Annotated in this window: 11 protein-coding genes; 7 read left to right on the top strand and 4 right to left on the bottom strand. The window is 56.5% G+C overall.

The window, feature by feature from the left end:
• Window positions 1-3 precede the first annotated feature (3 nt).
• Window positions 4-1347: a 3-keto-disaccharide hydrolase gene (locus LOC70_RS17385; protein ID WP_230255259.1), complete on the bottom strand. Its 1344-nt coding sequence runs from the start codon at window positions 1345-1347 to the stop codon at window positions 4-6.
• Window positions 1348-1430: 83 nt separating this feature from the next.
• Window positions 1431-2603 (bottom strand): sulfotransferase family protein, encoded by a 1173-nt coding sequence (locus tag LOC70_RS17380; RefSeq protein ID WP_230255258.1) that lies wholly within the window; start codon window positions 2601-2603, stop codon window positions 1431-1433.
• 337 nt (window positions 2604-2940) lie between these two features.
• Between LOC70_RS17380 and LOC70_RS17375 the strand changes: the two genes are divergently transcribed.
• From LOC70_RS17375 to LOC70_RS17345, 7 genes are all read left to right on the top strand, one after another.
• Window positions 2941-3261, top strand: coding sequence for a MazG nucleotide pyrophosphohydrolase domain-containing protein (locus LOC70_RS17375; RefSeq protein WP_230255257.1), 321 nt, complete (start codon window positions 2941-2943; stop codon window positions 3259-3261).
• A 20-nt stretch (window positions 3262-3281) separates the two neighbouring features.
• A complete protein-coding gene (locus LOC70_RS17370) occupies window positions 3282-5612 on the top strand; it encodes a hypothetical protein (protein WP_230255256.1) in 2331 nt (776 codons plus the stop codon).
• A gap of 46 nt (window positions 5613-5658) precedes the next feature.
• The gene (locus tag LOC70_RS17365) at window positions 5659-6597 is read left to right on the top strand and encodes an ABC transporter ATP-binding protein (protein WP_230255255.1); all 939 of its coding nucleotides are present in this window, start codon (window positions 5659-5661) and stop codon (window positions 6595-6597) included.
• Between the two features lie 113 nt (window positions 6598-6710).
• A complete protein-coding gene (locus tag LOC70_RS17360) occupies window positions 6711-7235 on the top strand; it encodes a 3-hydroxyacyl-ACP dehydratase FabZ family protein (RefSeq protein ID WP_230255254.1) in 525 nt (174 codons plus the stop codon).
• Window positions 7236-7272: 37 nt separating this feature from the next.
• On the top strand, window positions 7273-7662 hold the full coding sequence (locus LOC70_RS17355) for an acyl carrier protein (protein ID WP_230255253.1): 390 nt from the start codon (window positions 7273-7275) through the stop codon (window positions 7660-7662).
• A 30-nt stretch (window positions 7663-7692) separates the two neighbouring features.
• The gene (locus tag LOC70_RS17350; RefSeq protein ID WP_230255252.1) at window positions 7693-8199 is read left to right on the top strand and encodes a 3-hydroxyacyl-ACP dehydratase FabZ family protein; all 507 of its coding nucleotides are present in this window, start codon (window positions 7693-7695) and stop codon (window positions 8197-8199) included.
• A gap of 6 nt (window positions 8200-8205) precedes the next feature.
• Window positions 8206-9495, top strand: coding sequence for a beta-ketoacyl-[acyl-carrier-protein] synthase family protein (locus tag LOC70_RS17345; RefSeq protein WP_230255251.1), 1290 nt, complete (start codon window positions 8206-8208; stop codon window positions 9493-9495).
• A gap of 140 nt (window positions 9496-9635) precedes the next feature.
• On the opposite strand, the gene LOC70_RS17340 is transcribed toward LOC70_RS17345, so the two are convergent.
• Complete coding sequence (locus LOC70_RS17340; RefSeq protein WP_230255250.1) at window positions 9636-10772, bottom strand: polyprenyl synthetase family protein; 1137 nt, start codon at window positions 10770-10772, stop codon at window positions 9636-9638.
• 133 nt (window positions 10773-10905) lie between these two features.
• Entirely contained in the window at window positions 10906-11439 is a 534-nt protein-coding gene (gene moaC, locus LOC70_RS17335; RefSeq protein ID WP_230255249.1) for a cyclic pyranopterin monophosphate synthase MoaC, read from the bottom strand.
• Between the last annotated feature and the right edge of the window lie 513 nt (window positions 11440-11952).

Genomic DNA, 11952 nt, shown 5'->3' with positions numbered 1-11952 from the left:
CGACTACTGGTCGTCCGATGCATTCACACCGTCGTCAAAACTCGCAATCGAGATCTGACGATAGGTCGCTTGAGTGGTCTTGTCGTGCCCTTGGACGATGATCGTTCCAGGCTCCAGACGCAGACCACGACGAGGATTTTCGTCTGCGTCGCGAGTGTCCACCACATCGGTCACCTGCACACCGTTGACCCAGGTCGCAAAGTGATTGCCCTCGGCAACCAACAGAATGGAATTCCAACGCTTGGGCTCGCCCGCGACGACGCGAGCATCCTGACGACGAAAGATTCCGCCCGCACCACAATCCGCCGGCTGCAGCGGGTTGCCGTCGATCGTTTCGTTGCTGACCTGACACTCGTACCCCATCATTTCGTCGCCGGGGATGGCTCGAAAGAACAACCCCGAATTCGATTTTGGATCATCCATTTTGTAATCAGCCAGCATCACAAAATTGCCAAATTGATCCTTGGACTCCAATTGTTGCTTTCCACCATCCACCACCAATTGGCCTTCGTCGTCGATGCGGTATTCGCCATCCATTCCTTCGCGAATCGTCCATCGATCCAGTCCATCTGCAAGCAGATTCTGCAGCCCGAGCGGACGAATCTGAATGTCTTTGAATGCCACTCGACCTTTTCTGTGTTGCAACCCGATGAATCCGCTCAGCGGTGTGTCCGCATCGTCGAGTTCGCACGTCACTTCACCGTCGATGGTGACCGTTAGCATCGGGCCATCGCACAGAATGTTCATCGTGTGCCAGGTACCCGCATCCGTCTCAAACAGCTTCCCCTTGTCGCGTTGGACAATTCCTCCCGTGGGAAACGGATTGGACGCGGGAGCGATGTTGACCTCATAACAATCCGTTTGGACGCTTTGCGGGTCCAGCGTGGTTCGTACAAAGACACCGGAGTTCGTCTCGTCTTCGCACTGAAACTGAAGCTCCAACTCGTAGTCACTCCAGACCGTTGACGTCGCCAACAAACAATTCTCTCCGTCGTCGGCCACGATCGCTTGGTCTTCCACGTGCCAGTTCGCTTTGCCGCCAATCACCCACCCGAACAATGTGTGGCCATCAAACAAACGCACCCAACCTTCGGTGGTACGTTCGATCGGCAATCGACTGGCCAACAACTTTTCAGCGCTGGCCTCAAAAACGGGCGGCTCAAACGAAGATTCCGGCGCATCGACTGGCTTGTCAGCTTCCACGACCACGGTGTCGGTCTCGACGGCTGGACTGGCCTCATCCTTCGTTTCCGTCGTCGTCGACGAAGAACATCCTGCTGCCAAGGCCAACGCCGTCACGCCAACCAGGGAACCAAACGCGAAAGATTTCAATGGATGCCAGTTCATGAGAATTGTTTTGCGGTTATGAATGAAAGCAACAAAAGACTTGGGCCGACTCGTTCCAGACGTCCCCAACGGCGCCGCCAAAGCTAGCGATATCCGTAGCGGTCAAAATAATCGCTCCACCGGTCGAGCAGCAATTTTTCTTGTTCCGGATCCAGTTGGTGTCGATTGGTCCGGTACTCGCGATGTTCTTTTTCGGTCCAGGCTTGGATGTCTTCACTGACCGTTTCGAAATCGCTCAAACGCAACGACTCGTAGATGGTGCGGAGCGTCCCCACCGGATCCGCGATCAAGTCTTCGTAGCGGATGTCGATGATGTGGTGATCATCGATCTGACTGCGGTCCGCATGGAAGGAATCGTACATTCGCGTCAGGCATGTCAGCACGTATTCATCCAACCCCGATTCGTCGCTGGTCTGCAACGCTTGGACATCATCCAAACTGCGCCACAGTCGACACGTGCTGGGAAAGAGCGAACGCGGATCACGGGTGATGTGGACAAACTTGGCCTGCGGGAACGCTTTGGCCAGATGCCCGACTCGCCCGGTGTGAGTCGGACTTTTGATCACCAGCGGACGATTGGTGGAAACACTGACACGAAGCAGGAATGATTTCAGCGTCGACAACCACGTTTCGCGTTCCGTGGCACTGATCTCGTTCAATTCCAAGTACTCCATGTCAACTTGGTTTTGACGAGGAAACGCGATGCGTCGGTAGGGCGAGGGCAGACCCAAATTCATCAACGCAAATTCATCTTCCTGAGGCCGGTCCCACCCGGCGTCCATGTTGTCCATGGGACGTTTCCCCGGCAGCAACCATCCGGCGAATTTGCGAAAGAACCACTGGGTGAGCAAGAAGTGCGAGGGTGCGAAACACTGAAACGTGGAGGGACTGCTGAAGCGTTCATCCCGGACCATCAATTCGTGCAACAGCGTCGTTCCACTGCGCCAATGACCGACGATGAAGACCGGTGGGCCGTGAAGTTCGGCTTCTCGCAGTCGCCGCGCGAACAAAACGTTTTGAAGCCACGTCAACAGCGTATTGATGAGGGTCGTCAGCGAAACACTGATCACCATCGGAATTCGCGAGGGGCTGATCTCGAAATTCCCGCTTCGCAGCAACCGCCACCATGCGGTTGGCCGCATCCCGTGCCAAAAACGCGGGCTGTAGAACGGGTACGAATTCAGCGTGGCTGGCTTGGAGTCAGCTGACTTGGCGGAAGACGTTGATGTTCCTTCGGGTTTCGAAGTGGAATCCATGCGAATGGCTGTGAAGGTTGCCGTTGGATCGGAGTCGGGCGGGGTGGAATTTTCGCTCGCCGAAGATGCAACGGACGAAAGCATTGGCCTGTGGCGGCTTCTGCGGAACGGAGAGGGCGTCTCGCGGTTCCGAATCGGGCCGTTAGAATACGCCTCCAGCGTGAATTGGCCTATCATCCGAATCGATCGAACTGAAAAATTTCGTCCGCGAAACGGTTTCAATTAGCCTGACCGGCAATCTCACCGCCTCGAATTCATCTCGTCAGTCCTTCATCGCCTCCGTCAACTCAACGTCGCGATGGGCTCCTCCGCATCCGCCTTCTGACCCGCTTTCTACATGTCGTCGCCCAGCAAAGATCTTTCGATCGCGGATCTGCAAAAGCACATCCACCGCATGTATTACGAGAAGGATGTCGCTCGGGGTGTCGATGGCACATTCATGTGGCTGATGGAGGAGGTCGGGGAATTGGCCTCCGCACTTCGGGGGGACGACCGCGAAAATTTGGCGGAGGAATTCGCTGACGTGATCGCTTGGTTGTTCACAATCGCCAATGTGGCCGACATCGACTTGGCTCAGGCGTTGTCGAACAAGTACGGCAACGGATGCCCCGGCTGTGGTCGTTTTGAATGTGATTGCAGCTTGAGCGAGAAGCCATGAATCGCGGGTCAGTGACATTCATGCCTCGGCAACTCGGAACGAACCTCGTCTGTCTGGCGATGTGTCTGGCGGGATGGTTTGTCGTCTCATCTTCCTCTGCAGTCTTCGCAGCCGGATCGGAAGCGGACACGAAAACCACTGAAGCGGCAAACAGCGAACTGGAATCGACCGGCAATTGGGCGGGAATCCAAGGTCACTATCGCCCGGGACAATGGACCGCGATTCGACTGAATCACGGCGAATCGAACGCCAATTCCGCCACTTACACCGACGCGATCACGATCGATCGTTGGGAAGACGTGACGATCGAAACGGTCGACGGCGACGGAGCCATCGTGACCTACGCTCAACCGGGATTGTCCGCGGAATCGCCCTTTGCACTGGCCATCCCCGGCAGCGAAGCCGCCCCCATCGTCATCCGATCCGGCGACGAAGTCTTGGCGAGAACCCGTTTGCCAGAAGCCGGTGTCCCCGGCAACGGAGCGTCCTTGATCCCATTGGGAATGCCCTGGGTGATGGTCTTCGGCGACGCGCTCGACATCGACACGATCGGCGTGAACGAGTTGCTACAACGGGAAGCTTCCGTCGCGGTCACTCGGATCACCGAAGCCGCCGCCGTTCCGAATCATTCGTTGGCACTGGATGGCGTGGAATTGATGGTGATCAACGCGTCGGGAATTCCGGTACTGAACGACCTCAACGAATCCCAACGCACGGCGTTGGCGCGATGGGTGCAGAGTGGTGGTCAGGTGTTGCTGACGCTGGGCGAAAATGCGCGGTTGCTATTGGAGTCGGCGGACTGGCTGGCTGGCCTGCTTCCCCAAGCCGTCGCAGAGGCGAAGACAACCAAACTGGATCCGTCAGGCCTGGAAACCTTCACGAGCAGTCAAACTCGGTTGCCCGCCTTCGAAGGCATCCAGTTGCCAAAGACCTTTGGGCGAAACGGTTCCGGTCAACTTTTAATCACTGGCCGAACCAGCCGTCGTGTCAGCCAGCCTTTTGCCGTTCGGTATGTTTCTGGGTTTGGCAAAATCACCGTGCTCGCCGCCGACTTGGATGCCCCGGAATTCACGGACTGGCCGCAGCGGATGGACTTGGTCACGCTGCTGGTAGGCGATCTGCTGAAACACGCGGACGAGGACGACGTCAGTGAAAGCATCCGGCTGAGCGGATTCGCCGATCTGGCCGGCCAAACGCGAGCCACCCTGGATCGGTTCGAGCTGAAACGAACGTTCAGCTTCGCCGTTTTGGCCGTGATCATTGGGATCCTAATCGCCTTGGTCGGGCCGCTGGACTACTTGCTGATGCGAAGATTCAACCAGAAGGCTTGGATCGGATGGCTGACTTTTCCAGCCGTTTCGATCGCCCTTTCCATCGGACTTTGGATGGCAGCCCAGCCCAACGTGACCGCGAATTCGAGCGATTCGACGGAAGAGGAATCCACCGCCGACAACTTACTGCGTGCCAACTCAATCGAGTTCGTTGATATCGATGGCGAGTCAGGTTTTGGTCGCTGCTTCCAGTGGTCATTTATATACTCGCATCCGTCCAATCATCTCGACATCGCGTCCGCGGCATCAACCGAAACCAGCTCCGTCGCTCAGGACGTGCATCATCAAGTTGTTGCTCCGTTCGGCACCCCAAGTTTGGCAATGGGCGGAATCCAAATTGAATCCTCTGGGCGTTCCTGTGGCGTCTCGCTCAGCGGTGATTCGGAAACCTTGTCCAGCCAGATTCAGAACATGCGTTTGGCACCACGAAGCAGCAAATCAGTCGCTTTGGAGACCCAATTCACGGCTGACCTTCCAACTCAAAGTTTGAAGCGCCGCCGCGGAAGCGAACTGCTCAATGGTCAACTGATCAACACGCTTCCGGTCGACTTGCTCGACGGCATGCTGATCTATCAAAACTGGGTTTACCTGCTGCCGACACGATTGCCCGCGGGTGCCCAAATCGATGAAGTGGATTCACTTCGACAGAAAAACTTCCGCTGGCAATTGTCGCGTCAACGAGCACTCGAAAGCGCTTCCGAAGGCGAATCATGGGACGTGACCGTCGTCGATCAACCACGACGATTGGCGGAGATGCTGATGTTCCACGATGCGGTCGGCGGTCCTCGCTACACGGTGCTTCGCAACGAAGTGCTGCGTGATTTGGATTTCAGTTCACTGCTGACCGAGGACCGCTGCATTCTGGTTGGACGCTGTGCTCAACCATGGTCCGAGCTGACCATCACTTCCGCGAAGGACGGCGACCAAAGCACATCCAAATCGACCGCTCCGCAAGCGAGTTTGGAGCAATCCAACTCGTTCGTCCGATTGATCTTGCCCGTGGTCGAAGTTCGTCGGTGATTCCTTTTTTCTATTTGTTTTCCTTGCTTTGTAATCGTGCCGGCTCGTGATCAAAACTGTTGACCTGACGAAGAAATACGGCGACGCATTCGCGATCCGTGCCATCGATTTGGATTTGGAAGCCGGCGATCTGTTCGGTTTCATCGGTCCCAACGGAGCTGGCAAAACGACGACGATGCGAATCATCGCGACGTTGTTGGAACCCAGTTGGGGCGAAGCCTACGTTTGCGGGCATAGTGTCCACACGCAACCCAAAGAAATCCGCCGCTTGGTCGGCTACATGCCCGACTTCTTCGGTGTCTATGACGACATGACCGTGGTGGAATACCTCGAGTTTTTCGCTGCGGCGTATCGAATCGGCGGAACGGACCGTCGCAAACGAGTCAACGAAATGCTGGAGGTCGTCGACCTCGATTTCAAACGAGACGCTTACGCCAACACGCTTTCGCGTGGCCAGACCCAGCGTCTCGGACTGGCCCGGACACTGCTGCACGATCCTCAAGTCTTGCTGCTGGACGAACCGCTGTCCGGCTTGGATCCGCGTGCACGAATTGAGATGCGGAATTTGCTGCGACGCTTGGGCGAGATGGGCAAAACCGTGATCGTCAGCAGTCACATTTTGCCCGAGTTGGCAGACGTCTGTAACAAGGTCGGCATCATCGACCGCGGCGAATTGAAACAGAACGCCCGCGTGACCGAAGTCATCCGGATGGTTCGCGAACACACGGTGCTGATCATTCAGCCCAGCCAACGTGACCAGATGGCTCGGATCGGCGAGTTGTTCGAAGGACATCCCTTGGTGCAATCGACTCAGCCCGGCGACGATGCTGTGCGAGTGATCCTGAATAGCGACACGGACGACTACAGCGAATTGCCCAAACTGCTGATCGAAAATGACATCGGGCTCAAGCGGTTTGCCGAAGAGGAACTGGACCTCGAATCTGCCTTCATGGCGTTGACCAAGGGCACCAGCACCCGGATGTAGGGTTGCGAGGACCGTCGATCGGCGAACAAATTTTGCCGAATCGTCTCAAACGTTGAGATTCTGTGTCGATTCTGTGGTTGAGGCGTTTTGGGCGGGGTACTAAGTTACGCGGCATGAAATACCGCCAAATCGACCGAATTACCGAACTAACGCCCGGCCAACGCTTGGTCGGCGAACGAACTTTGGCGGCCGATGAAGAGTATCTAGCCGACCATTTCCCGCGATTTCCGGTCATGCCTGGCGTGATGATGCTGGAAGCCCTGCATCAAGCCGCGGTGTGGTTGATTCGAATGTCTCCCGAGTTTGATTCCGCTTTGGTTTTGCTACGCGAAGCCAAAAGCGTCAAATTCGGCGACTTCCTATCACCCGGTGAAACCCTGACGGTGGAAGCGGAGATTTTCAAACGCGACGGCGCGTTGACGACCGTCAAAGCCAAAGCTCTGAAAGGCGATCGGACCACTGTTTCGGCCCGATTGGTTCTTGAGAGCTGCTCTAGTGGCGACCCGGAACATCTTGGTACGGACGCGGACGTTCAACGACTCTCTCGCGAGCAATTTTTCTCTTTGTTTAGCGACTCACCCGCCGCGATGGCTTTGCGTCGTCCTGGCGAGAACGTTTCGCCGACCATGACCCCCTAACTCTGTTTGACACACTTAATTCAATTAGGAACGCACGATGGCGCTCTCAGAAGACGAAATTTTCACCAAGGTTCAAGAAGCCCTCGTTGACGCTCTCGGCGTTGATGAAGACGAAACCACTCGCGAAGCAACTTTGGTTGGCGACTTGGGCGCCGAGTCCATCGATTTTCTCGATATCGTCTTCAAGCTCGAGAAAGCTTTCGACATCCAAATCCCACGGGAAGAACTTTCGCCTGAAGACATCCTCACCAACAGCCAGTACGTCCAAGATGGCGTGGTCACCGCCGATGGCATGGCTGAATTGAAAAAGCGAATGCCTTGGGCTGACTTGACCAAGTTCCAAGAGAACCCACGCGTTCAAGACTTTGGCAACTTGCTGACCGTTGGCGATTTGTGCAACTACGTCGACAGCAAAGTCAACCAGTAAGCATCCGAGTATCACCGAAAGCAGTTAGCCATGCGTTGGTTTTGGGTGGACCGCTTCACAGAATTTGTGAGCGGTTCTCACGCGTCCGGAGTGAAGAACGTCGCTCTGGACGAAGAGGTTGTGGATGGTTACTGCCTCGGTTACACGATGCTTCCGCCAACTCTGATCATCGAGGGTCTCGCTCAACTGGGCGGGATTCTCGTGCATGAGAAATTTGGCTTCACCAAACGAGTGGTCTTGGCAAAGGTCGGCAGTGCGAAATACCACGCCCCCGCCCGGCCCGGTGACTCTTTGAAGTACCATGTCAAACTGGAACGCACCCAAGAAAGCGGTGCGACGGTGACTGGAACCAGCCACTGCAATGGCGAAATCCAAGCCGAAGTGGACCTGATGTTTGCCTTCCTCGAAGAAGGCCACTTGGTCGACGGACCGCTTTTCAATCCCGGCGATCTGCTGGCGATGATGCGCATGATGAATTTCTTCCATGTCGCCGTCACCGCCGACGGACAACCGATTCTCCCTCACGAAAACCTGTAAGCATTCATGTCGTCGCGCCGCCGAGTCGTCGTCACCGGAATCGGTATGATCAACCCCATGGGTTGGGATGTCGCCACCGTTTGGTCTGGCCTAAAAGAAGGCGGCAGCGGTGTTGCGCCCACGACGCTGTTTGACGCCAGCGGCTTTCCCACGCGAATTGCCGCTGAGATCAAGAACTGGGACATCACCCAGGCGGTTGATGACGGCGAAAAGCATGTCCAACGCGGCAGGCACACCCAATTTGCAATTGCCGCCGCCACACAAGCAATGAAGGACAGCGGCATCCTGTCGGTCATCAAAGACCCGACCCGATTGGGTGTTTACCTGGGCAGTGGCGAAGGCAACCAAGACTTCAACACGTTCAGCAAAATGATGGTCGCGGCTCTCGCCGATGGCAGCTACGACCCAACCAAGTTCATCGCGGCTGGATTGGGATTGCTGGACCCAGCGAAAGAACTTGAACAAGAACCCAACATGCCAGCCGCCCACTTGGCGGCTCGTTTCAACGCTCAAGGCCCCAACTTCAACTGCCTGACGGCCTGTGCTGCCAGCAGCCAAGCGGTGGGTGAAGCAACGGAAATCATCCGTCGTGGTGAAGCCGATGCGATGTTGGCCGGCGGCACGCACAGCATGATTCACCCGTTCGGCGTCACGGGATTCAACCTGCTTACTGCACTCAGCGAGAGCAATGACGAACCGACCAAAGCCAGCCGCCCATTCGACGCCGGTCGAAACGGGTTTGTCCTGGGTGAAGGCTCGGCCATGGTGGTTTTGGAAGAACTCGAATCGGCCAAGAAACGTGGTGCGACGATCTACGGCGAAGTCGCCGGCTACGGAACCACCGCCGACGCCTACCGAATCACCGACATCCCACCTGACGGGCACGGCGGGATTGCCTCGATGCGGATGGCAATCGCGGACGCGGGTCTGAATCCTTCCGATATTGGTTACGTGAACGCTCACGGCACCAGCACCAAAGTCAATGACCGCGTGGAAACCAAAGCCTGCCGCGACGTGTTCGGGGATGACGCTGAAAGCACTCCTGTCAGCAGCACCAAGAGCATGATGGGACACCTGATTGCGGCTGCGGGTGTCACCGAGATGATCGTTTGCTTGATGGCAATCCGAGATTCCGTGTTGCCACCGACGATCAATTACGAGACTCCCGATCCAGATTGCGATCTGGACTACGTGCCCAACGAAGCTCGCCCCGCCGAGATCACGCACGCTCTGAACAACAGCTTTGGCTTCGGTGGACAGAACGTGACACTGTGCCTCAGCCGCTTCGACGGCTAGGCGTCTTGTCCGGTGGAACCGGACCTACTCGGCTAGGACTGCTAGCATCTCGTCCGGTGGAACCGGACCTACTTGGCTAGGCGTCTTGTCCGGTGGAACCGGACCTATTTGTTGATGGTAGCGTTTGGGTTTGAACGCTCTTAGAAACGGCGATCGACTGCGAAGTCGGCGATGGTTTTGAGCGACTCGAGAGCCAACGATGGCTTGAAGCGGCCGATGGCTTCGATGGCACTGCGGCGATACTTCTCGGCGACTTGGCGGGTGTAGTCCGCCGCATCACTCTTTCGCAGCAACGGCATCACCCGTCCCAATCGATCCTCGGGTGGCAAACGCAACGCATCCAATGCCGCCGTCGCGACGGAAGTGTCTTCGTGCCTTAGCAAACGGATCAACGGCAGCGTGATTTTTCCCTGCTGCAAATCCGTGCCAAGCGTCTTTCCAACGTTGTCATCGTCGCCCCAGAGATCCAAGAAGTCATCCGCAATCTGAAACGCGATGCCCAAATCGTTTCCGAACGTTGCAAACGCCGCCACGTCTTCCTCAGAACCACCGCTGAGCTCCGCCCCCAGTTGGCAAGCAACTCGGGTGAGCTCGGCAGTCTTCCCGCGAATGATGTCCAGGTACGTTTCTTCGTCGATGTCCAACCAATCTCGGCCGAGAACCTGACGCAGTTCACCTTCGCAGACTTTCTGGGCCGCTTCACCGACCAATCGGCAGGCCAGGGTCGATGGCAACGTGGCCGCCAGATAGAAGCTCTGTGCGAACAGATAGTCCCCCAGAAGAATGCTGGTGTCATCGTTCCATCGGGCATTGATGGTGGGTACGTGTCGCCGAGTACTAGCTTTGTCCAGAACGTCGTCGTGGACCAGCGTTGCGGTGTGGACCATTTCGACGACCGTTGCCATCACCACATGGTCATCAGAGCTTTCCCCATCGTCGCCGTTTGCCTGGACATTGGAGCGAGCTGCCTGGTCAGCCTGCATGGCCTTGCCCGAGAGCAACAGCAACGCCGGACGCAGCCGTTTTCCGCCCAATTGCGTGCCATGACGCAGAACGGGCATCAAAGCTTCGTAGCGAGACTGCAATTCACGGTGCAATCGTGCGTCGACCGCGGCCAGCGATTTCGCGATGGGTCCGTAAATGGTCTTCAAAGGATTCGCGGAATTCGCCTTTTCCGTTGCGGCGGTCACTTCCGACGCCGAACGGGATTCCTCGGGACGCACCGATTCCTGGGAATGGGCGGGACTCGATGACGGGGGAACCACAGACCGATCCATGACGCGAACCAGGTTTTCAAATTACTGAACGAGAAACGCCAATCATCCGGCGACAGGGCCTTCGTGGATACCCCTGTCTGGTTTAAACCGAATGCGTCCGGCCGAGACAACCTCGAATCGGCCCTTGATTGCCTCAATCGCCGAATTTACCGCCATCCTGCGGGCGTCGAAAATCGCCGCTCTTGCCGCCAGACTTCGATTCCAGCTGAACTTGTCGGACCACCATTGCTCGATCCACCGATTTCAACATGTCATAGACGGTCAATGCGGTGATGCTGGCGGCTGTCATCGCTTCCATCTCGATTCCAGTTTTTGAGGTGGTCCGAGCCGTCGCCAGACATCGCAGGAAACGATTGGACGGGTCCATCTCGTCTGCCTCGCGCTGAACCCACTCAAAGTCGATGGAGACCGCTTCGATCGGAATGGCGTGACACAGCGGGATCAGATGCTGGGTCCATTTCGATGCCGAGATCCCTGCCAAACGAGCCACGGCCAGCACATCGCCCTTTTTCGCATCCCCGGCCTCGATCGCGTCAGCGGCCTCACGGGACATGCAGATGACCGCAGAAGCCGTCGCCGAGCGGACCGTAACGGCTTTCTCAGTCACATCGACCATGTGCACTTCCCCCGCGTCATTGAAGTGCGTGGAACTCGGCTTGGATTTCATGGCAGACAAACGAAAGGGAAAGGAAATCGGATTGGCAGCAAACGACGGCAAGCCCCAACCAGAACGCACCTCGAATCAGCGGGCACTTTACCTGGCCTTCCACCGATCTCAAGCGATGTCCGGCCAGTCAGCGATGCAAAGACAGCCAGCGAGCGACTGCGCTGGTTCGACTGCTGGCTCGCGTCGCAGGGCCCCTCACCATCGCACTTCTCTGGCCCACACGTTTTGACTGCGTCATGCGTTCGAAACCGTATCTCCGGCACTCAACTCAGAAGATTTGGAAAAGTTTTTTTCGCGATGTTGATTGATGTTGACACGCAAAACACACGAATCGGGCAGTCGATTCGCTGATACTGATTGTTCCCGATGAATCACATTAAAGAGTTGACCCGGATTTGCTCGACACTATGTCTCGGAAGGGAGCATTTTAGTTTCGGCTCGAACGCTTTCTGACACCCAGGGGGGAATTCTGGGAAAGGTGTTCGGTATCTCACCAATGCGGAAAGGAACGTC

Origin of the sequence: Rhodopirellula halodulae (assembly GCF_020966775.1) — a bacterium.
Classification (GTDB): Bacteria; Planctomycetota; Planctomycetia; order Pirellulales; family Pirellulaceae; genus Rhodopirellula; species Rhodopirellula halodulae.
This window is presented reverse-complemented; position numbering and strand designations above follow the sequence as displayed.

Coding starts and splice junctions, on each gene's coding strand:
- LOC70_RS17385 (WP_230255259.1), bottom strand. CDS start 1,347: ATGAACTGGCATCCATTGAAATCTTTCGCGTTTGGTTCCCTGGTTGGC.
- LOC70_RS17380 (WP_230255258.1), bottom strand. CDS start 2,603: ATGGATTCCACTTCGAAACCCGAAGGAACATCAACGTCTTCCGCCAAG.
- LOC70_RS17375 (WP_230255257.1), top strand. CDS start 2,941: ATGTCGTCGCCCAGCAAAGATCTTTCGATCGCGGATCTGCAAAAGCAC.
- LOC70_RS17370 (WP_230255256.1), top strand. CDS start 3,282: ATGCCTCGGCAACTCGGAACGAACCTCGTCTGTCTGGCGATGTGTCTG.
- LOC70_RS17360 (WP_230255254.1), top strand. CDS start 6,711: ATGAAATACCGCCAAATCGACCGAATTACCGAACTAACGCCCGGCCAA.
- LOC70_RS17355 (WP_230255253.1), top strand. CDS start 7,273: ATGGCGCTCTCAGAAGACGAAATTTTCACCAAGGTTCAAGAAGCCCTC.
- LOC70_RS17350 (WP_230255252.1), top strand. CDS start 7,693: ATGCGTTGGTTTTGGGTGGACCGCTTCACAGAATTTGTGAGCGGTTCT.
- LOC70_RS17345 (WP_230255251.1), top strand. CDS start 8,206: ATGTCGTCGCGCCGCCGAGTCGTCGTCACCGGAATCGGTATGATCAAC.
- LOC70_RS17340 (WP_230255250.1), bottom strand. CDS start 10,772: ATGGATCGGTCTGTGGTTCCCCCGTCATCGAGTCCCGCCCATTCCCAG.
- moaC (WP_230255249.1), bottom strand. CDS start 11,439: ATGAAATCCAAGCCGAGTTCCACGCACTTCAATGACGCGGGGGAAGTG.